The 26,396-nt window shown below is 46.5% G+C and carries 18 protein-coding genes, 1 tRNA gene and 1 pseudogene; 7 read left to right on the plus strand and 13 right to left on the minus strand.

Features of this window, described 5'->3' with window-relative positions:
* Position 1: 1 nt before the first annotated feature.
* The 4 genes from IPJ02_16810 to ggt all read right to left on the minus strand — a co-directional run bounded on the left by IPJ02_16810 (position 2) and on the right by ggt (position 7,300).
* A complete protein-coding gene (locus tag IPJ02_16810) occupies positions 2 to 2,224 on the minus strand; it encodes a translocation/assembly module TamB domain-containing protein (protein ID MBK7377139.1) in 2,223 nt (740 codons plus the stop codon).
* A complete protein-coding gene (locus tag IPJ02_16815) occupies positions 2,172 to 4,787 on the minus strand; it encodes a hypothetical protein (GenBank protein MBK7377140.1) in 2,616 nt (871 codons plus the stop codon). The genes IPJ02_16810 and IPJ02_16815 overlap by 53 nt, the downstream gene beginning before the upstream one ends.
* 206 nt (positions 4,788 to 4,993) lie before the next feature.
* Complete coding sequence (locus tag IPJ02_16820) at positions 4,994 to 5,524, minus strand: DUF1572 family protein (protein ID MBK7377141.1); 531 nt, start codon at positions 5,522 to 5,524, stop codon at positions 4,994 to 4,996.
* 54 nt (positions 5,525 to 5,578) lie between these two features.
* The gene (gene ggt, locus IPJ02_16825) at positions 5,579 to 7,300 is read right to left on the minus strand and encodes a gamma-glutamyltransferase (protein ID MBK7377142.1); all 1,722 of its coding nucleotides are present in this window, start codon (positions 7,298 to 7,300) and stop codon (positions 5,579 to 5,581) included.
* Between the two features lie 369 nt (positions 7,301 to 7,669).
* Here ggt and IPJ02_16830 point away from each other — a divergent pair.
* The 3 genes and pseudogenes from IPJ02_16830 to IPJ02_16840 all read left to right on the plus strand — a co-directional run bounded on the left by IPJ02_16830 (position 7,670) and on the right by IPJ02_16840 (position 14,625).
* Positions 7,670 to 10,178: pseudogene (locus IPJ02_16830) on the plus strand (zinc carboxypeptidase).
* A 54-nt stretch (positions 10,179 to 10,232) separates the two neighbouring features.
* Positions 10,233 to 12,746, plus strand: a complete 2,514-nt coding sequence (locus tag IPJ02_16835) for a PIG-L family deacetylase (GenBank protein MBK7377143.1) — start codon at positions 10,233 to 10,235, stop codon at positions 12,744 to 12,746.
* Between the two features lie 250 nt (positions 12,747 to 12,996).
* Positions 12,997 to 14,625, plus strand: a complete 1,629-nt coding sequence (locus IPJ02_16840) for a sodium:solute symporter (GenBank protein MBK7377144.1) — start codon at positions 12,997 to 12,999, stop codon at positions 14,623 to 14,625.
* A gap of 81 nt (positions 14,626 to 14,706) precedes the next feature.
* Here IPJ02_16840 and IPJ02_16845 read toward each other — a convergent pair whose 3' ends face one another.
* From IPJ02_16845 to IPJ02_16880, 8 genes are all read right to left on the minus strand, one after another.
* Positions 14,707 to 15,540: a DUF2911 domain-containing protein gene (locus IPJ02_16845; GenBank protein MBK7377145.1), complete on the minus strand. Its 834-nt coding sequence runs from the start codon at positions 15,538 to 15,540 to the stop codon at positions 14,707 to 14,709.
* 234 nt (positions 15,541 to 15,774) lie between these two features.
* Positions 15,775 to 16,707 carry an energy transducer TonB gene (locus IPJ02_16850; protein ID MBK7377146.1) on the minus strand — a complete coding sequence of 311 codons (933 nt, stop codon included), beginning with the start codon at positions 16,705 to 16,707 and terminating at the stop codon, positions 15,775 to 15,777.
* Between the two features lie 14 nt (positions 16,708 to 16,721).
* On the minus strand, positions 16,722 to 17,135 hold the full coding sequence (locus IPJ02_16855; GenBank protein MBK7377147.1) for a hypothetical protein: 414 nt from the start codon (positions 17,133 to 17,135) through the stop codon (positions 16,722 to 16,724).
* Between the two features lie 36 nt (positions 17,136 to 17,171).
* Positions 17,172 to 17,675, minus strand: coding sequence for a sigma-70 family RNA polymerase sigma factor (locus IPJ02_16860; protein ID MBK7377148.1), 504 nt, complete (start codon positions 17,673 to 17,675; stop codon positions 17,172 to 17,174).
* 113 nt (positions 17,676 to 17,788) lie between these two features.
* A complete protein-coding gene (locus IPJ02_16865) occupies positions 17,789 to 18,616 on the minus strand; it encodes an SAM-dependent chlorinase/fluorinase (protein MBK7377149.1) in 828 nt (275 codons plus the stop codon).
* Between the two features lie 40 nt (positions 18,617 to 18,656).
* Positions 18,657 to 19,469, minus strand: coding sequence for an SDR family oxidoreductase (locus IPJ02_16870; GenBank protein ID MBK7377150.1), 813 nt, complete (start codon positions 19,467 to 19,469; stop codon positions 18,657 to 18,659).
* Positions 19,470 to 19,546: 77 nt separating this feature from the next.
* Positions 19,547 to 19,619, minus strand: a tRNA-Lys gene (locus IPJ02_16875).
* A 102-nt stretch (positions 19,620 to 19,721) separates the two neighbouring features.
* Entirely contained in the window at positions 19,722 to 20,660 is a 939-nt protein-coding gene (locus IPJ02_16880; protein ID MBK7377151.1) for an acyl transferase, read from the minus strand.
* A gap of 113 nt (positions 20,661 to 20,773) precedes the next feature.
* Here IPJ02_16880 and IPJ02_16885 point away from each other — a divergent pair, with 113 nt between their 5' ends.
* Genes IPJ02_16885 through IPJ02_16900 form a run of 4 tightly spaced genes read left to right on the plus strand, consistent with a single transcriptional unit; the run spans position 20,774 to position 23,675 of the window.
* Entirely contained in the window at positions 20,774 to 21,229 is a 456-nt protein-coding gene (locus tag IPJ02_16885; GenBank protein MBK7377152.1) for a hypothetical protein, read from the plus strand.
* Positions 21,230 to 22,060 carry a hypothetical protein gene (locus tag IPJ02_16890; GenBank protein ID MBK7377153.1) on the plus strand — a complete coding sequence of 277 codons (831 nt, stop codon included), beginning with the start codon at positions 21,230 to 21,232 and terminating at the stop codon, positions 22,058 to 22,060.
* A 28-nt stretch (positions 22,061 to 22,088) separates the two neighbouring features.
* A complete protein-coding gene (locus IPJ02_16895) occupies positions 22,089 to 23,192 on the plus strand; it encodes a M42 family metallopeptidase (protein ID MBK7377154.1) in 1,104 nt (367 codons plus the stop codon).
* A 54-nt stretch (positions 23,193 to 23,246) separates the two neighbouring features.
* Entirely contained in the window at positions 23,247 to 23,675 is a 429-nt protein-coding gene (locus tag IPJ02_16900) for a hypothetical protein (protein ID MBK7377155.1), read from the plus strand.
* A gap of 154 nt (positions 23,676 to 23,829) precedes the next feature.
* Here the strand turns inward: IPJ02_16900 and lon are convergent, their stop codons facing one another.
* On the minus strand, positions 23,830 to 26,229 hold the full coding sequence (lon, locus tag IPJ02_16905; GenBank protein MBK7377156.1) for an endopeptidase La: 2,400 nt from the start codon (positions 26,227 to 26,229) through the stop codon (positions 23,830 to 23,832).
* Between the last annotated feature and the right edge of the window lie 167 nt (positions 26,230 to 26,396).

The following is a 26,396-nucleotide window of genomic DNA, read 5'->3' on the forward strand; positions in this document are numbered from 1 at the left end:
TTTATTGAGCCGCCGGCGTATTATCTTCCTGCAGTTTGGCGGCCAGCCGTTTCCTTCTTTTTTCTTCATTGGGGCCAAACAGGTCTGAGAACCGGTCAAAATCACTTTTGTAAGTAAGGCTTATTCCCTGGCGGTTGCGCTGGCCGAATGTATAATCTATATTGGTGCGCCTGAACCCCACGATCCTTAATTTACCATCTTTACTCAACAGCCATTCTGCGGTAAAGTCTGGGGTAAGCAGCAGGTTTGTATTGGCGACATACGGATTGTTGTAATCCAGGTTACCACCTAAGGAGATCACCAGCTTGTTATTGAAATAACTTTTTGTTATCCCGAATTTTGCAGCGCCCTGCAACTGCGATGCAGAGTTCTTCAGGTCCAGGCTGGAGTTCACGTCAAAGTAGGTGGAAATGGTGTTGTCATTCAATGCCTTTTGCAGGAACTTGCTGAAGGTGGAGTTCAGTGCGTTGGAAAGTACCTGGCCAATAGTATTGGCTGCAACGCCCAACGTGTTGTCGCCGGTCAAAAAACTTTCATTGCCTGTAACAAAGGTATTCAGCAGCAGCAGGGAAGCCACCTGTTTAAGCTGTTCGTTCTTGTCGTTCTTCAGGTCCTCCAGTTTTTTCTCGGCAATGAAGTCCTTCTCAATATTCGGTGGCAGGGCAAAGTCGAAACTGATGTCGGGTTTGTTCAATACGCCTTTCAGGTGGGCGATGATGGTAAGGTTCCCTTTTTGCCGGAGGGAGGGGGAGATACTTTTGAGGTTAACATCCTCTGCAATGTATTTAGCATCTATATTGATCTGGGCAAGATAAGGATCGCCGTTCCAGTTGATGGATGAACCCTTTACGATCGTAAAATACCGCTTCAGCACCGTTTGAAAATTGAATGTGTATTCTCCTTCTGTTATTTCGTAATTGCCCCGTATGGTAAGCGGTTCTTTGGTACCCACCCGGATATTCAGCTGCCCGTTGCCTTTTCCTTTGATCACATCGCCCAGCGCCTCATCCAGTATCACATCCACTTTGCAGGCCGGGTTTGCTGTAATGTTCATGTTGATCAGCAGGTTGCTTTCTTTTCTTCTTTTTAGTTCATCTTCCATCCTGCTGCCATACTCGATGAATTGTATGTATTCCACACCCCCGATCTCCTGGCTGCTGCCGGTGGGGATATAGATATGGCTGCTGTCTGTTGCCGAAGGCTCACCGGTTATATCCATCCGCATATCGGTAACAGGCCCGTCCAGTGTCATTAATGCCTTGCCGATCACTTTGCCGTAAAACCCGCTGTTGTCTTTTTTTGTGGTATTCAGTAAAAGCATTTTATTGCCCTGGAACCGCAGATTGTCAAAACCAAAATCATCAAAGAAATTATGCCGGATCCTGCCGCTGGCAATGCCGCTGTTGTTGAGTGTGTCTTTTAACTGTATGCTGCCCAGGTCAATTTCGTCGGGATTGAAAATGATGGTCTCGTTCTCGAATTTGTACCTGCATTGGGTGTAATTCACTTTGAACGACCCCCCGGTCACCGTTGCACTGCCGGTAACATATTTATGATTGCCGCCGCCTTTCAGCCGCAGGTCGCTTACGGCATTGCCCTGCATATCGCTGAAGATGCTGCCCATGTAATTATCGAGCATGCTCAGGTCAAAACGTTCCGACAGGAAAGCGATGTCCATTTGATTGTCGCCCGTATCCTTGTAATTGATCCCGCCGCTGAAATTGAATTTGTACAATTCATTATCGGCATCAGCGGTTACTTTTATCTGCCCGGTGCTGGTATTCACTTCTCCTTTGGCATTTACCGTACCGATCATTTCATTATCCAGCCGGAACTGTTCTGCCTTCACATCGTATTCAATGACCTGTTTGCCAAAAGGGTCTTTTAATTTCACCGTTCCGGTTACCGCACCCTCAAACCGGGGCTGCTTTAAAAAAGGCTGGGTAAAATCATTGATGTTCACCTTTTGCAGTTTTGCCACCAGGTTGGTATGATCGGTGAGTTCATCCAACTCGGTGGATATTACAATTTCCTGCTCGCCCTGGGTGAACTTTACATTATTTGCTTCTATATAGGATCTCCGCAGTGTTATTTCGCCGTCATTTGCCAGGCTCCATTTTTTTTCATTCAGGATGAAGGACGAAGGGAAGAAGTGGATCTTGAACCCGTCCTTATAACTTTGTACCCGGGCATTCAGTTGAAAGCTGTATGTTCGAAATGTCATTCCGGGAACTAAGGACCAGGCGGGTGTTTGGAAAATGCAGGCTGTCTGACAAGGCAAAATCACTCACCGATATATTTGTATTCAGGCTGTCGCGGTTCCCTTTCCCGGTGAGCAGGATATTATGAAAGATCTTCCCGTCGTAGGCGAATTCAGGCACTTCGGCATTTATATTGAATTCGTTCTTTGCCAGTTTCAGGTTGCCGGAAAAAACAGAATGATCAAACCCGCTCAGCCGTTTGTCGATCAGCCTTACATATTCATCCACCTTCCGTGTTTTAATGTAAAACGAAAAGTCCTGCCCGGTAACATCGTAGGCAGGCTTTGCAATATAGGCCGGGTAATACCGGTTCAGGAAGACCTTGAACGCTTCCGGCAGTTCCAGTATCTTGAACTGGCCGGTCAGGTTCCCTTCAATTTCATTGGAATGGAAACTGAGTACTTTATTCTCCCCGTCTGTAAATGAATTCAGCGACAGGGAATCAAATGATAACCTTGTGCTGTCGTGCAGCAGGCTGGCATCGTATATTTTTGCGGTGCCTAAAAAATTATCAATGTTGTTGCCTACAAAATTCAGTTTCAGCAGGCCCGATAGTGTGAAATTGTCTTTGCTGAAGTTTAATTGCTGAAGATTTGCCTTTTGCAGGTTGGCAACAAAATTAAATTCTGTTTTATCACCGGCCAGGTTGATGCTTCCGTTCAGGTCTTCGATCTTCAGGTTGGGGTCATCCATATCCAGGCGCCCTTTGAACAGGCCCTGTACAAAGGTCCCGTTCAGGGTAATATTCCGGTAAGGATAACCGGAATATTCAAGTTGCTGAATGGTACCCTCAAAATCGGCATTCAGGTCCTTTAGCGTGAATCCGCTACCCTTTATTTTTCCATTGAGCGCTAAATTGCCTAACTGGCTGTTGTTGAAAAGCCGGCCAATGTTAAATCCCCCGGAAGATATCTTACCTGAATACGTGGGTGTTTTGTGATCAGGGATCTTCATGTTTATATCCGCATTCAGGTTGCCCAGGCTTGTGCTGATGTTTCCATAGGCCACAAAGTCTTTGATGAACCCGGTGAAATTTCCCTTAAAGCGGATGTTTCCCACCTGGCGCAGGTCCGGTTGCCTGATGTCCTTCAGCGAAGGAACCAGCTGCACCAGGTCATTGTAATTTGTCTGCAGGTCATTTGATTTAAGGTCGATGAACGTATTGTAAATGTCCGGCAGGCCTTTCAGCGAAATATCGCCGTCAACAGAAGTATTGCCGCTTTTGATCTTCATCCGGGTTGCTGCCAGGTTGCTGATGCTGCCTTTTGCATTTCCTTCAAAAGAAAGGGTTCGTTTCCATGTTTTTAACGCGGGGGCAAAAAAAGCAATATCGTCGCTGTGGATATAGCTCTTATCAAACCGGCCCTCCAGCCGCACATCATGCAGGAAATTGCTCATGTCGGCATTGAAGTTGTTGTACCGCATGACATAATAATTCCCGATCCTGCTTTTCTCTGTTTTGATATCGAGGTCGCTGAACTCCATCATCGAAGGGGTCATCTTCATCTTTGCCAGCAGTTGCTGTACTTCAAACCCGCTTTTTTCCCGGGTGGCCAGTTTTATGTTTGACGAGATGGTATCTTTTGCAAAAAGTACATTGTCCAGGTCGCCGTTTATTTTTGCAAACTGCAGGTGCAGCCCGTCAAACTGGTCCGTAAGGGGTGTCCGTGCTGTTTCTTTATCGTTGCTGAAACTTCCATTGGTAATGTGCACGTTCTTTACACGGAATACCCATCCTTCCGGGTTCCATTTTAACTGGCCGGAATCAGGCAGGGGAGCAGGGGCCATGGTTGAAATTGCTGCTGCCGGTTTGTTGCCCTGGTAATCGTACAGGGAGAAGACCGGCTCGATAAAATCAACCTGGTTCAGTTGAATGATCTTATTGCTGAGGTCAACTTCATCCGCCGTGAGGGTGAGTTTCTTTACCGAAGCTTTCATATCCTGCCCAAACCATTTATCGATCCGGTTGAATAAGATATTATTCAGTTCCAGTTCTTTCAGGTCTACCTGGATGGATCCTTTTTTTGTACTGCTGCTTTTGGGGGCAGAGAAATAATCAATGAGGAACTGGTAGTTCCAGACAGAATCGGTACGGTTCATATTGATCACTGCATCCGACAGTCCAACATATTTAAGTACCGGCTTTTCTTTGAAGAAGAACCAATCGGTGATATTCAATTTAAGCGAACCGGCATACAATAAAGTATCTTTCTTCCTGTCTTCCACCAGCAACCCTTCCACCAGCATTTTGTTGAACAGGCTGAAATCCACATGCCGGACCGACACCTTTGTTTTGAGGTTTTTTGACAGGGTTGCCGAAACCCGGGCAACCAGCCAGTTTTGAACCGGGTTCAGGTGAAGGATGCCCCAACCCGACAAAAGCAGTATGACCAGGAGGAGGAAAAACCAGGTCTTGTGTTTTATTTTCCTGAACAGGAATGCCCAGCCAATCACCCATGCCAGCAATAAAGCGGCAAATAACCATCTGGAAACGGGGAACGTAAAAATGAAGATGACCGCGAGCAAGACCCAGGCTAACAGGGAGAATAAAAACCATTTTGATATGTTCAGGAACCTAGTCAGGGTATATTATTATATGTAAAAGTAATTATTCGCCCTCTAAGGGCAAATTCGGTACCAAAATTTACCTTTCTTTTATATCCGGAAAGGCTTAACAGGGGTTTAGCGAATGGGTTCCGTGATCAGGGATCGGGATGTTTTTAGAAGTGTTATCATTTCTTTGTATTCGTCTGCCGGTTGAACTGATCCGACCGTCCTTTTGGAATGGAAAGGTTCTGCCAGTTTTCATTTTTAATCATGCGGCCTATATAAATGATCTGGCCCACATGATAGGGATAATGTGCCAGTTGCCGGTTGATGGCATCCACAACGGTCAGCCCTTCACTGCGGATATAGATGGTCTTGCCAAGATCCGCTTCGGTCAAGGATGCAAAGGCGCCCAGGCAGCAGGCCCATCCTTTTTCCCAGGACCCGATCAACTGCTCTTTATTCATATGCTGTTCTTCAAATTCAATGTCCCGGTTTCGCCATTCCTTTTCTCCATCCGTGGTTAAAAGATCCGTCCAGCGGCTCAGCATATTGCCCGCCATGTGCTGGATGATGATGGCAATGCTGTTGCTTGCTTCATTGGGTTGGTAATGAAAGTCGTTCTCGGTTAATTGGGCGAATGTTTTATCGCCAAGCTCTTTGTAATAGTTCAAACGCTTAACTGCACTTTGCAAAAATTCACTACCTATATTCATTTCAAATCTTTTTTACTTACAACTTACGACTTACAACTTACGACTTATAACTTCTCAATATCCCCTTGCATCATCATCGCCCCGTTTATCTCCAATGGCAATGATGATCCTGCGCTTAGACGAATGGTTGCTTTTCACCTGGATCAGTTCTGTTCTCCCGATCGCTTCCCTTACGTTTAGTTCATATCCCATCGCTTCCAGTTGTTTTCGTACTTCTTCCGGGAAATCTTTTTCAATATCGATCCTGTCCGGCGACCACTGGTGATGAAATTTTGGTTTGTTTACCGCATCTTCCGCACGCATGTTGAATTCAAGTATGTTCACCAGGGTTTGAAAAACACTTGTGGGTATGGTAGTACCACCGGGCGTGCCCACCACCAGGTAGGGCTTATTGTTTTTCAGAACGATCGTCGGCGTCATGCTGCTCAGCATCCGCTTGGCAGGTGCAATGGCATTCTTATCATTTCCCAGGGCGCCATACATATTGGGTACACCCGGCTTTACACTGAAGTCATCCATTTCATTGTTCAGGATAAAACCGGCGCCGCCAACAACCGTATGGCTTCCATAGCTGTCATTTAAGGTAGTGGTTACGGCAACCGCATTCCCTTCCGCATCGATCACACTCAAATGAGTGGTCTCCTCGCTTTCTTTGATAATGCCTGCCCCCGTTAATTTGCTGTTGCCTGCCTTGCCGGGCTCATAGTCTTTCATTCTTTCTTTTAAGTATGTTTCACTGACCAGTGTTCTTACCGGGACCTTTACAAAATCCGGGTCACCTAAAAATTCGCCCCGGTCGGCAAATGCCCTGCGTTCTACTTCGGTCATCAGTTGAACGGACTCTGCTGTTTGAAATCCCAGGCCAGCAATATTCCTGTTTTCGATCATCTTCAGCATCTGTTGTATGATTATTCCGCCACTGCTTGGCAACGGCATCGAGATCACCTGGTATCCCTTGTAATTAAAATCAACCGCAGGCCTTTCTTTTGCTTCATAGTTTTTCAGGTCATCCAGGCTGATGATGCCGTTGCCTTTCTGCATTTCTGCAACGATGAGCCCGGCCGTTTCACCTTCGTAAAAACCTTTCCGTCCCTGGTCCCTTATCCGTTTTAAGGTATTGGCAAGTTCCTTTTGTACCAATATATCGCCTGCCTTCCATTTTTCATCTTTCACAAATGCAACCGGCAAACTATTCTGTTCCTGAAATTCTTTTTTGTTGTAGTTGAATGAAGAGGCCTGTGAAGCCGTGATGGCAAAACCATTTTCTGCCAGGTCAATGGCGGGCTGGATAAGTTTTTCGAAGGGAAGCTTTGCATATTTCATGCTGGCAAATAAACCGGCTACTGTACCCGGTACGCCCGATGCCATATGGCCATACTGCGATAAATTCATCTGTGCATTGCCGTCCTTATCAAGGTACATATCCCGGCTTGCTTTTGAAGGAGCTTTTTCCCGGTAGTCGAGGCAGATATTATTGCCATCTTTTAAATGTGCCACCATAAAGCCTCCACCCCCGATATTACCTGCAGCCGGGTAAACCACGGCCAGGGTAAGTTGGGCAGCAATGGCCGCATCAACGGCATTACCTCCCTGTTTTAAAATATCAAGTCCCACCATGTTTGCCAGCGGATGGGCCGATACCACAGCCCCTTTTTTGCAGGTGATGGTCTTTTGAACGGAATAGGTAAGGCCCTTGATCTTTTGCGGCTGGGCAAATGAAGCGGATGCCAAAGCAAGAGCAAGTACAAGGGGGGAAAAGAGTTTCTTAAAATGCATGAACGGGATTTTTCACCGAAATTACTTTATTGGCGTCATATCTAACAGCGGGATGCCCTAAGTGCCCAGGCCGTGGCTGCTGTCCCCACCGGCCACTTAGTGCTTGGCTGCTGGCTCCCTCAATTACATACTTATTTGTTTTATGAATTCATTAAGGGATAAGTGGATGCCATAAGTCTCCCACGCCGTGGTCGGTGTCCTCACCGACCACCTGTTGCATTGGGTGGCGGTTCCTGCAATTACAATATTTAATTGTTTTATGAATTCATTAAGGGATAAGTGGATGCCATAAGTCACCCGCTTTCTTTATTTTCACGTAATATTTAAGAGTATGGCCATCAACCTGCTCTTTACCACCAAACGAAAAAGATGAGAATTAAACCGATTTTTGCCGGACTGCTTTTGATTAGTATGTCTGCAGCGGCGCAATTAAGATCGCCGGATGAATTTTTGAATTATCCCCTGGGAAGCAAATTCACGCCTCACCACAAGATCGTAAACTATTTCAACCAAACGGCAGCCGCCATGCCCCAGATGATGAAGCTGGAAAAATATGGCGAGACCCATGAAGGCAGGGATTTGTTGCTGGCCTTCGTTTCTTCGGCGGAGAATATGGCGAGGCTGGACGAGATACGGAAAAACAATCTCCGGCTCACCGGTATGTTAAGGGATAAGCCGGCTGATCTTTCTACCCCCGTGATCGTATGGCTGAGTTATAATGTACATGGCAACGAAGCAAGTTCTTCTGAAGTTTCGATGAAGACCTTATATGAATTATTGAACCCGGGCAATACACAAACCAAAGAGTGGCTGAAGAATACGGTGGTGATCATTGATCCCTGTCTCAACCCGGACGGCAGGGACCGGTATGTGAACTGGTTTAATCAAACGGCAGGAAAAAATGCCGATGCCAATTCCGGCAGCAGGGAACACAGCGAACCCTGGCCCGGGGGAAGGACGAATCATTACAACTTTGACCTGAACCGTGACTGGGCCTGGCAAACACAGGTGGAAACACAGGGCCGGGTAAAAAAATACAACGAATGGATGCCGCAGATACATTGCGATTACCACGAGCAGGGTATCAACAACCCGTATTATTTTGCACCGGCTGCCGAACCCTTTCATGAAGTGATCACTCCCTGGCAGCGGCAGTTCCAGACAAGCATTGGTAAAAACCATGCCCGGTATTTTGATGCCAATGGCTGGCTGTATTTCACCAAGGAGATATTCGACCTGTTCTACCCATCGTATGGAGATACCTATCCTACCTATAACGGGGCCATCGGCATGACCTATGAACAGGCAGGTCATAGCCAGGGCGGTTTGGCAGTGATAACGAACGACGGTGATACGCTTACATTGAAGGACAGGATCGCCCATCACTTTACCACCAGTATGAGCACGATTGAGATCGCTTCAGTGAATGCCGGCAAATTACTGGGTGAGTTCAAAAAATATTTTGATGATGCCAATACGAACGGGGTAGGGGAATATAAGACCTATGTCATTACCGAGAATAATGAAGGCAGGCGGAAAGCGCTGCAGGTTTTTTTTGAACGGAACGGCATTCAGTATGGTTCGGTAAACGCGTCTTCCGTGAGGGGGTATAATTATTTTACCGGTAAAGAAGAAAGCTTTGCTGCTATTGGCAGCCTGGCTGTAAGTTCGTATCAACCCAAGTCGTCGCTGGTAAAAGTATTGTTTGAGCCCAAATCAAAACTGAGTGATTCTGCTACGTATGATATTACTGCCTGGGGCTTGCCCTATGTATATGGCGTGCAGGCTTATGCGGTAAATGAAAGACTTGTACTGACTTCTTACAACGGTCAGGGAATTAAAACCAATGTAGCTGCATCTGCCTACGGCTACCTGGTGAATTACAATTCTTTTGCCGATGCAAAATTCCTGGCTGCCCTGCTGGATGCAAGGATAAAGGTTCGTTTTGCAGAAAGGGAATTTGGTTTCAATGGAAGAACATTTGCCCGGGGAACCCTGATCGTCCTGAAAAAGGGGAATGAGGATAAGCTGCAGCAGTTTTCAGACATGGCTGCTGCGTATAACGCCCCGGTAACGGAAGTAAGTGGAGGCTTTATGGACAGCGGCTTTGATTTTGGCAGCGATAAGGTACACCTCATTAAAAAACCAAACGTAGTGTTGCTTACCGGTAAGGGAGTAAATGCAAATGCCGCCGGTGAAGTATGGCATTTGTTTGAACAGCAGCTGGATTACCCGGTCACATTAATGAACGCTGAAGACCTTGTCGGCAGCGACCTGAAGAATACGGATGTGCTGATACTGCCGGATGGAAACTACAGGTTCCTGCAGAGTAAAGAAGCAGCGGCCGAGATAAAGACCTGGGTACAGCAGGGCGGAAAGATCATTGCGTTTGACAATGCTGCCGCACAAATAGCCAGGGCCGACTTGGGGCATCAAATCAAAAAAGGAGGATGACGATAAGAAGAAAGATGATAAGAAGGACGACAAGGATGTCTATGCAGAAGTGAAGCGTTATGAGAACCGGGAACGTGACTGGATCGTGAATAATATCCCCGGCGCTATTTATAAAGTGGAGCTGGATAACTCACATCCGCTGGCATTTGGCTATGGCAATACCTATTATACGCTGAAACTCAGCGATGATATCTATGAATTCATGAAGTCTGGTTGGAATGTAGGGATCATTAAAAAAGAGAACCAGGCTGCGGGGTTCGTAGGCAATAAACTGCAGGAAAAAATAAAGGACGGCACCGTGATCGGTGTACAACCCCTGGGTAATGGTTCCGTTGTGTTCTTTGCCGATGATCCCGTCTTCCGCAATTTCTGGGAGAACGGGAAAATGCTGCTGGTGAATGCGGTTTTCCTCGTAGGACAATAGATCAATTAAGAATTAAAAATTAAGAATTACGAATTTATAATTAAACCATTCAGTATGTTCAGGAAATCAGCGCTCGCATTTTTAATTTTTAATTTTTCATTTTTAATTATTTCAGCGCAGGCCCCGAGATCATACACGTCTGCTGAATTGCTGCTTCAATTAAAAAAACTGAATGTACTCGGTTCGGTATTGTACATCGCCGCACATCCCGATGATGAGAACACGAGGTTGCTGGCCTACCTGGCCAACGAAAAATTATACCGCACCGGTTACCTGAGTTTAACAAGGGGCGACGGCGGGCAGAACCTGATCGGTGATGAACAGGGTGTTGACCTGGGTTTGATACGCACACAGGAGTTACTGGCAGCCCGCCGCATTGATGGTGCCGAACAATTCTTTTCGCGTGCATTTGATTTTGGTTTCAGTAAAAGCCCCGAAGAAGCCATGCGGTTTTGGGGGCATGATAAGATACTGAGTGACGTGGTATGGGTTATACGTAGGTTCAAACCCGACGTGATCATCACCCGTTTTCCCACTACCGGGGAAGGGGGACATGGGCATCATACGGCTTCTGCCATCCTTGCAGCAGAAGCATTTGACGCCGCAGCCGACCCGTTAAAATTCCCGGAACAGCTGAAGCAGGGTGTTACCCCCTGGCAGGCAAAAAGGCTGCTATGGAATACATTCAACTTTGGCGGTAACAATACACAAAGAGACGACCAGTTCAAGATGGATTGCGGGGATTACAACCCTGTTCTTGGAAAAAGTTATGGAGAGATCGCTGCTGCCAGCCGCAGCCAGCACAAGAGCCAGGGCTTTGGCGTACCGGCGCAAAGAGGGAGCATCATTGAATATTTTAAAACGATAAACGGAACGGTGCCGGTCAATGACCTGATGGATGGGATCACTGCAGACTGGAAAAGAACGGCCACGGACCAGGTTTCGGATATGATCGCCGGCACCATAAAAAGCAGCATTGAAAAGATCATTTCCGGGTTTTCGGTAGAACATCCCGAACGGTCACTGGCAGCCCTGGTAAAATTGCATAAGGAAGTGGCAGCAACCCGGGATATTTACTGGCGTGATCAAAAGCTGGGTGAAATTGAAAAGATCATTGAGAGCTGCAGCGGCCTGTTCATGGATGCCACCACCAATACCCAGTTCGCTGTGCAGGGAGACAGTTTAAAGATCAACCTGGTTGTTAACAACCGGGCGGGATCCAATATTTTAAGCGCCGATGCACACCTGAATGATGACTATGTGATATTTGACCAGCTTAAGAAAAATGTGAATTCGCTGAAGACCTACAGCATGTTCATCAAACCGGGTACCCGGCCCACACAACCCTACTGGCTGGAGAAACCGATGGACAAAGGAAGTTTCAATGTTACCGACCAGCAGCAGATCGGTAAGGGGGAAAGCGATCCGTTGAGTGTTGTGTTCAGCATGATGATCGAAGGATCGGAGTTCAAATTCAGGAAACCTGTCCGCTATAAATATACCGATCCGGTGAAAGGGGAATTGTACCAGCCGGTTTCTGTCATACCCCGGCTGGAACTTGATTACATCGGCGATGTTTTTCTTGCGGTGAATAACAGGCCGGTCGATGTGCGCACGCGTGTAAAGTCGAACCTGCCGGACACGGCCACTTACACCGTTTTTAAAAAGACCTCTTCAAAGATCGTCAACAGCAATGATCCGTACATTTTTAAAAACAGCCCTTTAAAAAAGGAGGCAACTGAATCTTCTGTTTTTACTTTTAAAGGAGTGGAATCTGATTATGTAGAAGAAATAAGATTGCAGGCCACTGAAGGTGAAAATATTTTCAGCCAGCACAAAGAAACGATCGGCTATGACCATATCCCATCGATCGTTTATTTTCACGAGGCAACAGCAAGGCTCTCCCGGGTAGACCTGAAGACAGAAGGCAACCTGGTTGGATACATTCCCGGGGCGGGGGATAAGATACCCGGGGCATTGCTCCAGATGGGATATAAAGTGATAACGCTTAAAGAAGCGGATATTACGGCGGGCAATTTACGGCAACTGGATGCCATTGTTACCGGTATACGGGCATACAATACCAATGAGTGGATGAACAATGTATACGATGAACTGATGCAGTATGTGAAGGAGGGAGGCGTGTTGCTGGTTCAGTATAATACCAGCAACCAGATCGGCCCAGTCAAGGCAAAGATCTCACCCTATCCGTTTACCATCAGCCGGAACCGGGTAACCGATGAAGAAGCAAAAGTGAATTTCCTTTTACCGGATCATCCGGCATTGAATTACCCGAATAAGATAACCCAAAAGGATTTTGAAGGATGGATACAGGAGCGGAGTATTTATCATGCCGAGAATACGGATACGGCGTACAAAAAAGTGCTCAGCATGAAAGATCCCGGCGAAAAGGAACAGGATGGCAGCCTCATCATTGCCGGTTATGGTAAGGGAAGGTTTGTTTATACGGGGCTGGTCTTCTTCAGGGAATTACCTGCCGGTGTGCCGGGGGCATACAGGTTGTTTGCTAATTTGATAGCTAATAACAGGGGGAAGTATGTTAAGTGATAAGTAATAAGTAATAAGTAGTAAGTTGTAAGTAATAAGTAGTAAGTAATAAAAGTAAATAAAGTAACCTGTCATCCTGAGCGATAGCGAAGGATCTCATTATAGTGAAGAGATGCTTCGTTCCTCAGCATGACAGTCCTGATAAATATATGCAGAACGAAAAAACATACTGGAATAAATGGTACTTCACGGTACTTGCGGTTCTTGTTATTGAGATCATCATCTTTTACTGGATAACCAGGTTTTTCTCATGAGTGGCATCGACTGGATCATATTGGTTGTTACGCTGACGGGTATCATCCTGTATGGCATTTATAAAAGCCGTACAACAAAAAACCTGGAAGGCTATTTTTTAAGCAACCGTTCGCTGCCCTGGTATCTCGTGTTGTTAAGCATCATGGGTACACAGGCCAGCGCCATCACTTTTTTGACCGGCCCGGGCCAGGCGTACAGCGACGGGATGCGTTTTGTGCAGTATTATTTCGGCCTGCCGCTGGCGATGATCGTCATCTGCATTTTTTTTGTACCGGTGTTCAGCAGGTTAAAAGTATATACGGCCTACGAATTCCTGGAGAACCGGTTTGATGTAAAGACAAGAACACTTACATCCTTTTTATTTTTAGTATCCCGCGGTCTCAGTACCGGCATCAGCATCTTTGCCCCGTCGATCGTGCTGAGTTCATTGATGGGCTGGAATATCTATTATACCAACCTGGTAATGGGCGGACTGCTCATCATTTATACCATGAGCGGCGGCGCCAAGGCGGTGGCACATACACAGAAGCTGCAGATGATCATTGTATTTGTGGCTTTGTTCATCGTAGGTTACCTGGCCGTTAAATTACTGCCGGATGCTATTGGGTTTACCGATGCCCTGCATAAAAGCGGGGAGATGGGGAAGATGAATATCATCACCACCGGGTTCACCGACAAGGGTTTTGACTGGAAAGACAAATACAATATCTGGAGTGGTATCATCGGCGGATTCTTTTTAGCGCTCAGTTATTTTGGCACCGATCACAGCCAGGTGGGCCGCTATCTTACTGCGAAGAACATAAAGGAAAGCAGGAAAGGCCTGCTCATGAATGGCCTGGTGAAAGTACCCATGCAGTTCTTTATCCTGCTCATCGGCATCCTCATCTTTTCATTTTACCAGTACAGCAAGGGACCGGTTTATTTTGATGAAGTGGGTGTTGCACAGGCAAAACAAACCATCAAGAAGGATTCGTTGAATATGCTGGAGGTACAATATTCCACTGCCTTTGCGGCGGGCAATATGAAAGAGGCCAATGCAGTTCGGAAAACATTTAAGGGAGTAATGGAGCGGGCCTTGCCGGGTGAAAAGCCCAACGATACCAATTATATCTTCCTCTGGTTCGTAAAGGAGAATTTACCGGTCGGCCTGATCGGGCTGATCTTCGCCATTATCTTTTTGGCGGCCTGGGGCAGCATTGCAGCGGCGCTCAATTCACTGGCTGCCTGCTCAGTGGTTGACTTCCATAAAAAGTTCTTCGTAAAAAAGGAAACCGAACTGGAAGATTATAAAGTATCTCAGTGGTACACATTGGGCTGGGGGGTGTTCTGTATCATCATCTCCATGTTTGCCTACAATATCGGCAACAGCCTCATCGAAGCAGTGAACATCCTGGGCTCTTTGTTTTATGGGGTGATCCTGGGCATATTCCTCGTTGCCTTTGGAATGCGGTTCATAAAAGGACATGCCGTTTTCTATGCCGCCATTCTATCCGAACTGCTGATCATCCTTATTTACAAGATGGATGTGATCTCTTTTCTCTGGCTGAATGCGATAGGCGCTATACTGGTGATCGGGCTGTCGGCGATACTGCAGCTTTTTATAAAACAAAGAACGCTGCAGTAAAAACAGCTGTCATTCCTGCCCCGGGATCACAAAATAAAAAAGCGCTGCATTGCTGCAACGCTTTGTATCTGTTGAAATAATTTATTTCAGGCTCTTCTGGAAGTCTTCGTTTATTTTAATATAGTCATCATTCTTTGCTTCCTTCGCAAGCTCCATGGATCTTTTTGAGCTTTCCAGTGCACCGGCATTATCGCCCAGTTCTTTCTGGATCTTTGCTTTGTATATCCAGATCCAGAAGGCTTTGTCATTGGCTTCAACGGCCTTGGTCACATTTTCCAGGGCCTTGGTCAGGTTCTTATCGTATTCATTGTAAAACTGTGCCGCCTGCCAGTAAGGTTTCTTATCGGTTTTCATGGCCGCTTCGATCTGTGCCCTTACCTTGTCTTTGAAATCGGCTTTTATGGGAATGGCCACGGCCGTTTTATCCCATAGGATGTGCAGTTCACAACTTTCTGCTTTCACATCGGCAAACTGCATGGTGAAAGATTCAACTCTATCTTTCATCTTCACAGGCTCCACCCGGATCCGGGCAACGTCTTCGCTTTCCTTGTACCCGTCAATGCCCCAGTTCTTTAATCCTTTGTTCAGAACGATGTCCCAGGAATCGATGCCGGGGATGGTGTAAAGTACATAGGTGCCGGTATCGATCCTTTTACCGCCCATTTCAACGGGCTCTGTCAACACCAGTTTGGTGGCAGCATTTGCACCGGTACGCCACAACTTGTTGTAAGGAACCAGGTCGCCGAATATTTTGCGGCCTTTAGCCGATGGCCTTGAATAGGTGAGTTCAATAGAACCGATGGCAAATTCCTGTTTGATGGTTTGCGTGGGCGAAGGCGCCGGCATGCGCACCTGGGCCGTACCTGCCAAAGCGAAACAGGAAATGGCAATGATTGGTAATAGTAATTTCTTCATAAAAATGATTTAGGGAGCTAAGGTAATGAAATTGGACTTACAGTAAAACCGAAAATGGGAAATGTTGAAAATTGAATGTGTGTATATGTTTACATGTTCAATACGGAATGTTCCGTGCGGAATGTTCAATGAACAATGTTCAATTTTCAACAGGCAGGCTCATGCCACACGACCTGGGCTGCCAGGCTTTGTAAGATCGTGAAAAATGGTAAATGGTAAATGGTAAATGGCAGATCAGAACTTCACCTTCACACTGGCCGAGGTCTTTCTTCCTTTCTTTACCTTCCATTGCGGGCCCTGCATGATCAGGCGTTTGGCGGCTTCATCATACATGGTCCCGAGCGATTTGTTTACCCGGATATTGCTGATGGTGCCGTTTGCTTTTACATCAAAACTGAGTTCCACCTCTCCATGCGGTTCATTTTTTGGCATGCCTTCGGGGATGTTAAGGTTATTGGCCACATAGGTGTTGTAATTATCCCACCCATCTTTCGGCTCCACGTTTATGGAAGAGTCGCTTAAAACAGATGCCCGTCTTGTCCTGCTGCTTACGGTAGCATTTCCTTTCTGTATCACCATCCTGTCTTTGATGGCGGCTTCATCTTCCAGCAGGATGATCCTGTTCATGGGCTGGTTGCTGCGGAGTGAATACGTACGGGGCAGGTAACCAGCGGACCTTATTTCAATATTAAGCAGCGAATCGCTGGAGAACAAACGGAAATTTCCTTTTACATCGGCATAGGTCTCAAAATTGCCGCTCTTTACCGTAATGTTTGAAAAGGGCAGGGGTGAATTATCGGCACCCACCACCTGGGCATTGAAAAAATTATTTACAGCTTTATCTTTTTTAGATACAGCATTGGCAGTTTTGCTTTTCGATGGCTCCCCATCCGCTTCATTCTTTTTTTCCGTTTCTTTTGCAAGCTCCATCGGTTTCTCCCGGCCCGGTGTGATATTATTATTTGCTGAAGGGGCCGAATTGGCCGGGGAAATAATGACGGCATCATTCCGGGCATTGTTATAACCAGCCTTGTCATTCATGACCAGGCTGACAGAATCATTTGCCTGTACTTTACCCGGTTTATAAACAAAATCATCATCGGGCAGCACCTGCTGGCCCTGTTGTACAACCGTTACATCGGCCCCTGTTAGCTTTTCTTCTGCCACCCCGGCAGGAGGATTTACCAATTCCTTTGCAGGCGAAGGACCGGTATTGTCTTTGGCAGCCGGGGAGGCACCGCAATGGTTTCTGTTTGTGCGATCTGGGGAACTGCTTTCTCTTCTTCATTTTTATTTGTAAGGACCAGGGCCAGGGCCGAAGCACCACCGATGACCAATACAGCAGCCACAGCCTTCCACCACCTTGCCCTTGACCGGTGCATGGGAATTACTTTGGCCCCGGTGGCTGCTTCGGCGATCTGCTTATGAGCGAGGGCCAGTTGTTCCTTCCATTCCTTGTCCTGCATGGCCCCGTAACCTTCCATGGCTTCTGCAAGAAAAGGATCATCCAGCGCTGCTTTTTCCATCGCATGCATCTGCTGTGCCGACAGTTTGCCCGAAAAATATTTTTCAATATCCTGTACGGTATGGGTCATATTTTTATTGTTGCTGCTCATTTGTCCGGTAAAGCATCAGATATTCACTTGTTTTTCGTCCATGCATATTTTCAGGTTCCGTTTGCCGTTCTGGATATAACTTCTCACTTTGTTCCATTCAAACCCGGTTATTTCTGCTATTTCGTTGTAACATTTGTTCTCTAAATAGAACAGTACAACCGACCTTTTCTGTTCTTCCACCAGGGTATCTATGCATTGCTCTAATTTCTTAAAATTTTCTTCTTTTTCCAACGCCTCGCCATTCAGATGCGTATTTTGTTCAGAATACATAAATGTGGCGCTGAATTCTGTGGTTTTCATGTTGCGGGGGCTTCGGAGCTGCATCAGGCAGTAATTGCGGGTTAACACATGCAGCCAGCCCTTGAAATTATCCACTTCATGCACCCGTAGCTTGCTGTGGAGCTCGTTGAAGATGTCCATGACGGCATCCTTGCACCGCTCCGGGTCTTTGAAATATTTGAGGCAGACACCAAATACAAGGTCCATATAACGCTGGTAGAGTGTACTCAGCAGGTTCATATCGCCTGTTTCCCGGTAGGCAACCAGCAATTCCTTATCAGCCGGATCCTGTGGAGATATGTTCTTTAGAAATGTCAATATTCAGTTTTGTTTCTGTCCGTTTTCTGGTCCTGCTATTCAAAAAACACTTTTACTGTCTGGTAGAACAGGCGGCTGTTGAGGTACTGGCTTTGTTGCAACTGCCTCTCCGAAAAACCCTGCAGGCCCAGCAGGCCGGCTGCATTGCCTTTGTTGATAGCGATCTCCAGGTATCCGGCTGAGTTGAACATGGCCAGTTTTTCTCCTTCATTCACATCGGCATAGGTGTCGCTGATCCTGTCGATCACTTCATCCCGTTTAAAAACGATCTTAAAACTCCGGCCCTTCCGCTGCTCCTCAAATTCGTCCCGGTGTATGTTAACGATCACATTCTCAAAATTATCCGTAAAGATGATCTGCCCTTCGATCCAGTCGTTTCCCAGCAAGGGCCTCAAGGGGTTCTTTACATGGATGGAAATATCCGGGCTGCCGATCTCTTCGATCTTCCTGCCCTGGATAAGTTCTGAGAATGCAGCGGCAAAAACGGAAGTGCAATACAGGGTATTCTTCTGTTTGTTCTTGTCCAGGGCCAGTGCAACCACTTTTTGAGGTATCTCTTCTAATATCATGGTAAGCAATCCGTTGTCGGCGCAACCAATATAATGTCCATTGTGTTCAGCCAACAGCATATGTTCCGGTCTTTCATCAAAAAGGTTCACCAATACCAGGTGAAATGTTCCGGCCGGAAAATTCTTTATTGCATTCCTGCACACATAGGCCGCCTGTGGATAATTGAAAGGAGACAGGTCATGCGATACATCAACAATGTTGTAATCGCTGTTTTCCTGCAACAACTGCCCTTTAACAGCACCCACCAGGAAGTCCTGCCGGCCTATATCGGATGTTAGTGTTAGTAAAGGCATTTTTGGTTGAAAGATTGCTGCATTTAAGGGTAATTTCGGATCATCTTACCAGTTCCCCGTTTTTAAAAAAGAATTTCTTTACCAGTTTATCGGCCAGGCCGGGGAAGAGTTTATTCATGAAAACGGTCCGCTTACCGGTGAAGGTAAGCACGAGGGTCCTTTTTCTTTTTTCAATGGCTTTTAAGATATGTGCCGCACACGCTTCGGAGGTCATCATCTTGCCTTCATCCATGGGGCTTTCTCCCTGCGACTTCCCTTTTTTATTCAGTGCCCGGTTGCGGATATTGGATGAAGTGAATCCCGGGCAAACCCACATTACGTTCACCCCGCTGTCCAGCAGTTCGGTCCGGAGGGCTTCCAGGAAACCGTTCACGGCGAATTTGCTGGCGCTGTAACCACTGCGGCCGGGCAGGCCACGGAACCCGGCAATGGAGGAAACACCTACGATGGACCCTTTTCGCTCTATCACGGAATCCAATGCCAGCCGGGTGCAGTAAAGGGTACCAAAAAAATTTATGCCCATTACTTTTTCTATTACATCCACTTCCAGGTCCTTGAACAATGCCCGCATGGATATTCCGGCATTGTTAATGAGTATATCTATTCCACCAAACACCCGGATGGTTGAATCAATGAAGTTCTTACAGTCGTTGTAATTGCTCACATCAGCCACCATGGTATGCAGCGGCTTGCCGGAATGTAAAAGCTGCAGGTCATACAATTTATCCTGGTTACGGGCACAGGTTGCTACCCTGGCTCCCTGCAGCAGGAGGGCATCTGTAAGCGCCTTGCCAATGCCATCACTTCCGCCGGTAATGGCAACCACCTTGTTTTTGAAAAAATCAGAATGCATCGTACTACAAAAATAGAGGGATTTACCTCGCCGATGACATTTTAACCAATAAAAAACCCCCTGGATAAGGGGGTTTGTGATCTGGCTGGGACTCGAACCCAGGACCCATACATTAAAAGTGTATTGCTCTACCAACTGAGCTACCAAATCAGCCTTTCAATTTTTGGAGTGCAAAGATAGGGGTATTGATTTAAAAAATTCAACCAAAAACTGATTTTTTACTACCGTTATAAAAAATGTGGACATCTCTGTTCATATCGTCAGTAAACTGCATCCCCTTATGTCGCTGGCATCCATTCTTCCCAGTACTTCAAAGCTTTCATTGCTGTGCAAACGGCCCATATCATCCGTGGCAATAAAGCTGCAACTGTACATATTGGCAAGATCAATGATGTTGATGGCGCCGGTCAGTGGTTTTTCAACTGCATTGGCTGCAGGCATTACATGAAAGGGATCGTCTTCATCCCGGAGCAGCACTTTCATCCATGCGGGGCAGTGAAAGATACCATCGCCTTTTGAATAGGCCTGCGATAATAATTCGGTCATCCCGTATTCAGAATGGATGAGGTTGATGGAAAATTGCTTTTGCAGAAGTTCATGTACCTGCTGCCTGGTCATTTCTTCCCGCCTTCTTTTCATACCCCCGGTTTCCATTACAATAGTGTTTCGCAACTGTATGGGATATCTTTCTGCAAAATCCAGCAGGGCATAGGTGACACCAAGGAGCAGGGTGGGTGTCTTCAGAATTTCATTGTGCATTAAAGTGCGGTGCAGCTTTTCAAGATCGTACAGGTAAAACCCGCTCAGGGGGTTGGCGCTTGCCTGGATCAGTTCATCCGTCATCATCACCAGCGATGAATGCTGCCTTTCCAGGTAGGAGGGCAATAGACCCAGTATGCATTTGCTGGCGGGCTTCCCGTAAAATTTTTCAAAACAGGTCATAAAACTCCTGCGGTAAATGGCAAGGTCTTTTACCAGGTGCCGGCTGCTGGCGGAAGCGCCGGTACCGCTGCTTTCAAAAACGGCTTCGGGTTCAAATGGGGTTGTTGTTACCGGGTGCGTTTTAAAAAAGGAAATGGGCAGGAAGGGTATCTTTTCCGGCAGAAGAACGGCATCAACATCGGTGTGGATGGCATCGCAATACTGCCGGTAAACGGGGTTGTGCTCATACTGGAACCGGAATAGCTCTATGGCCAGCGAAGAAAAATTATCTGGGGAAGCAGCAAAAACCTTTTTTTCAAGCTCTGTATTTTTAACGGTTTCTTTCACCTGCAATGATTAAATTTGACACACAAAACACAACGATGCGTTACACAATCCTGATTGTTACAGCCCTGGTTTTTTTAGCAGCCTGCAAGAAAGACAAATTTACGACGGCTCCACAAATAAAGTATAAATCCCTTTCGCACAACCTGGTCGACCTTTCGCCCACCAGTGCGGTACCGGTTTTTACCCTGCATATTACCGATGCGGAGGGAGATCTGGGTATCAGTGGTAATGATGTAGCATGGGTGTATATGAAGAACCTGCTTACCAATAAATTTGATTCGGTGCCATTCCCCGACCTGCAGACTGCCGCAAAGACGAATTTTGAAGCGGATATTGACGTAACCATTGACAAGGTGCTGGATTGTCGCCCGGTGCCAGGGAATTTGCTGCATACAGATACCCTGTATTTCGAATTCTATGTAAAAGATTTTGCAAAAAACAAGAGTAACGTAATAACAACACCCGAGCCTGTTTATTTTATCTGCCGCTAAATGAAATGGCTTCATTTCATCCTGTCACACTCTTTTTTTGTTTCTTTTTGTGCGGTGGCCCTTGCATTTCAAACGGGCCGGTTGCTGCATGTTGATATCCCTGCTTATTTATACGGTTTTATCTTCTTTGCCACCCTGTGCAGTTATAATTTTTACTGGATACTGAGCCGGTTCTCCTTTTCAGGAACTGTCCCCATAGCCGTTTTCCTGGAAAAAGAAGCGACCGGTATTTCACTCTTCCTTATTTCTTTGGCAGGTATGGTCTATTTCCTGCTTATATCCCCGGTACAGTTGAACCAGGTGGCAATGGCTGTTTTACTTACGGTTGCTTATTCTGTTCCCCTGCTGCCATTTAAATTCCTGCATTTTACCCGGAAGGCGGGGGTGCTTAAAACGGTATTGCTGGCCTTCACCTGGACCTATGTTACGGCATTTCTGCCCATGCAGACCGGGTGGGGGCTTTTATCCGGTGCGGATATTTTTATCCTCACCCGTCGTTTTTTGTTCATGCTGATGCTGTGTATCATTTTTGACAACAGGGATAAGGCCGTTGACAAAATAAGGGGCCTGCATAGCCTGGCAACGGTTCTTAAACCAAACCAGCTACTGTTGCTCATCACTGTGATATTTATCATTTTATTCGGCACCAACTTTTTGTCGGTGCAATATGGTGTAAGTCTTAAACAGTCCATTGCCCTTCAGACATCCACCATTGCCCTGCTGGTTGTTTATTTCTTCAGTACCCGTAAGCAGGGGTACCTGTTCTATTATTTTGTGGTGGATGGTTTAATGTTGTTTTCTGCCCTGGCAACATTCGTAGCTGGTATTTGATTAATTTTGCAGGATTAAATAAATGATCATGGCAAAAGCACGAAAAGCAAAATCGATCCTCACGGAACAGTCGTACACTTTTTTAAAGAATTATATAAACAATCCCTCGCCAACCGGCTTTGAAAGCGGCGGGCAGAAATTATGGCTCGACCACATCCGCCCGCATGTGGATTCGTTTTTTACCGACCCGTACGGAACAGCGGTAGGTGTTGTCAATCCAAATGCTTCTTTTAAAGTAGTGATAGAAGCCCATGCCGATGAAATAAGCTGGTTTGTGAACTATGTTTCTCCGGAGGGATTGATATACCTGAAGCGTAACGGGGGCGTGGATCACCAGATCGCACCGTCCATGCGGGTGTTTATTCATGGAAAGAAAGGGATGGTGAAAGCGGTTTTTGGCTGGCCGGCCATCCATACCAGGATCGGGGGCGCTGATAAAGAAACACAACCGAAGGTTGATAACCTTTTCCTCGATTGCGGCGCAAGGACCAAAAAAGAGGTGGAATCATTGGGAATTCATATCGGTGCTGTGGTAACCTACGAACAGGGTTATGAAGAGCTGGCTTATGATTACCTGATCGGCCGTGCATTCGACAACCGGATCGGTGGTTTCATGATCGCTGAAGTAGCCCGCCTCCTGAAGGAAAATAAGAAAAAACTTCCCTTTGCCCTATACGTGGTGAATGCCGTACAGGAAGAAATCGGTTTACGGGGTGCAGAGATGATCGCCCGCAGGATCAAGCCCGATGTGGCCATCATTACCGACGTTACACACGATACCACCACGCCGATGATCAGCAAACAGGTGGAGGGAGAATGCAGTTGTGGTAAAGGCCCTTCCCTTACATACGGCCCGGCCGTACATAATAAGCTGCTGGACCTGATACAGGCTGCGGCAGTTAAGAACAGGATACCCGTGCAGTATCATGCCGTAAGCAGAAGTACGGGTACCGATACCGATTCGTTTGCCTATGCCAACGATGGCTGCCCTTCGGCATTGATCTCCATTCCGCTGCGCTACATGCATACCACCGTGGAAATGCTGCATAAATCGGATATAGAGAATACGATCAGGTTGATGTATGAAACATTATTGACCATCACCCCTAAAACAAAGCTGAGTTATTTTTAACCCGGGCAGGAGAACAAAATGGAAGACAGGTTTTTAAAATACTCTAAGCTGTATGTGCTGATATTCCTGTTATTCCTGTTGATCCCGGTGATGATCGGGCTTTTTATCTTTTTATTCTGGGGTTTTTCAAAACTGGTCTCCTCCACCATCGTTGATATCATCTTCGGCCTGGGCATTATAACCATACCCCCGGCACTTTTTTCAACCGTGCACCTGATATTTGCCAGGAGGACCAAAAAACACCCTGCCGGGTGGGTCCGTTATATTTCCTATGTATTTTTTACCGCCGGTATCATCAGTTGTATCCTTGTTTTAATTACCGACCTGGTTTCATTCTTTGGGTATTATTATACCGATATTGATGCGTACAACTGCTACAGCCTTACCTACCTCACTGGAAATATTGCCGGGCTCTTTATCATTGCCCTGCTGCAGGCGTTCACCACGCAAAAAGAAGTGGATTGGATGGACCGGCACCGGTGACCGGGTCACCGCAGGCACAAAATAATAATTCCCATCCCGTGGAAACGGGACGGGAATTTCTTTAACCCTTAAACAACCAACATGAACTGTTGATTAACTTAACCAGAATATATACGGGTAAATGATGCGTAAGGTTGTCTACCTGCATAAAATATTATGTTAAAGCCAGGTCTAACACCTGCTGCATGGTCTTTACATAATGAAATTTCATGCCTTTGATATACTGGCTGTTTATTTCCAGCACATCTTTTTCATTCTGCCAGCACATGATGATCTCTTTGAGTCCGGCTCTCCGTGCGGCCAGTACTTTTTCCTTTATCCCGCCAACAGGCAATACCTGTCCGCGTAAAGTGATCTCCCCGGTCATGGCCAGGTACGGTTTTATTTTGCGGCCGGTAAATGCGCTTGCCAGCGCCGAAAGCATGGTGATGCCTGCACTCGGTCCGTCCTTGGGCACAGCACCTTCCGGCACGTGTATGTGAATGTCTTTTTTGTTGAATTCTTCCGGCGCTATGTTCAATTTTCTGCAGTTTGCCTCCAGGTAGGTGAGGGCCGTGCTGGCGCTTTCCTTCATCACATTGCCGAGGTTGCCCGTGAGTTTCAGTTCACCTTTTCCATCACTCAGTTGTGTTTCGATGAAAAGGATGTCGCCTCCCACATAGGTCCAAGCCAGGCCCACCGCCACGCCCGGCATATTGGCGATCTTGTACATATCGTTGCTGTACCGTGGCTTACCCAGTATCTTCTCCACATCATTGTTGGTGATGGTGGCTTTCAGTTTACCCCGGATCACCAGTTCCTTGGCCTGGTAGCGCATGATGCTTGCCAGCTGCCTGTCTAATTCCCGCACCCCGCTCTCCCTTGTGTAATCCTGTATGATCTTTTCCAGCACCGCATCACTTAACTTAAAAGCGGCCTCCTTGAGGCCATGCATTTCCTTTTGCTTCGGGATAAGATGGCGTTTGGCAATTTCGATCTTCTCTTCTACGGCATAACCACTGAGGTCAATGATCTCCAGCCTGTCTCTTAGTGGTGCCGGTATGCTGCTTATGTTATTTGCCGTGGCAATGAATAAAACCCTGCTCAGGTCATATTCAAGCTCCAGGTAATTGTCATAAAAAGTATTGTTCTGCTCGGGGTCCAGCACCTCCAGCAAGGCAGAAGAAGGGTCACCACGGTTATCGCTTCCCACTTTATCGATCTCGTCCAGTATCATTACCGGGTTACCCGATTTTATTTTGCGGATGGATTGCAGGATGCGGCCGGGCATGGCACCGATATAAGTCTTGCGGTGGCCCCGTATCTCGCTTTCGTCATGTAAACCACCCAGGCTTACCCGTACATATTTTCGGTTGATGGCGGCAGCAATGCTTTTTCCCAAACTTGTTTTACCGATACCCGGGGGGCCCAGGAAACAGAGGATGGGCGATTTCATATCCCCTTTTAATTTCAATACGGCTAAGTATTCCAGGATCCTTTCCTTTATCTTTTGCATACCGTAATGATCCTGATCAAGTATCTTTTTCGCTTTCTTCAGGTCATACGAATCTTCTGTATAATCATTCCAGGGAAGGTCAAGCATCAGGTCCAGGTGATTGTACACTACAGAATAATCAGGCGTGGAGGGATGCATGCGTTCCAGTTTCTCAACACCCTTGGTGAACATCTCTTTTGCAGCCGCCGACCATTTTTTATTCTCTGCTTTCTTCAGCATGTCTTTCACTTCCGCCACGTTATCACCGCCCAGTTCATCCTTGATGGCTTTCATCTGCTGCTGCAAGAAATATTCCCGCTGCTGTTTATCCAGTTCGGCCCTTGTCTTATTGGTTACTTTATTTTTCAGTTCGGTGTATTGCAGTTCGGTCTGCATCAGGTTCATCAGCAGTTCGGCCCTGGCTTTTATATTGCTGATCTCCAGCAAACGCTGTTTGTCTTTTATATCACAGTTCAGGTTGCTGCTTACAAAATGAATGAGGAAGGAGGGGTTCTCAATATTCTTCAGAATGATGGCTGCTTCGCTGGGCAGGTTGGGTGAGAGGTTAACGATCTGCCCGGCCAGGTCCTTGATGCTGCCCACCATGGCATTGAAATCCGCGTCGTCTTTTAATACTTCATCTGTGAGTACTTTGATCTTTGCCCTGAAATAGGGATCATCGGTTGTAACTTCTTCGATCTTGCAGCGTTTGCGCCCCTGTATGATGATGGTGGTACCGCCATCGGGCATTTTTATGAGCTTGGCAATTTTTGCAACGGTTCCGATATCTTCCAGGTCGCTCACAGTAGGTTCTTCCACATTACTGTCTTTTTGCGCTACCACGCCTATCAATTTGTCAGCTTTGTATGCGTCATTCACTGCCTTAATACTCTTATCCCTGCCTACCGTGATCGGGATCACTACCCCGGGAAAGAGTACGGTATTCCGTAACGCCAGAATGGGTATTTCGTCCGGAATCACCTGCCCGTCGGCACTTCCGTCATCCTCTTCATTAAGTGGAATGATGGGCATGAATTCCATTTCATCTTCGTGATTCTGTAAATAAAACGTATTATCCATAATAATCTCAATATATAGTCAAAATGTCAAAACACACAGTTAATCAAGTGTTTTTTGTGTGAGGATATATAGGGTCAATATTGATGCCGTTTTGGACAGAAACCGGAATTTGTAATTGGGAATCAGGGGTCAGGCCTTTAATTCGGGCACTTTATTTAAAAGATAAG

This window comes from Chitinophagaceae bacterium (assembly GCA_016710165.1).
Classification (GTDB): Bacteria; Bacteroidota; Bacteroidia; order Chitinophagales; family Chitinophagaceae; genus Ferruginibacter.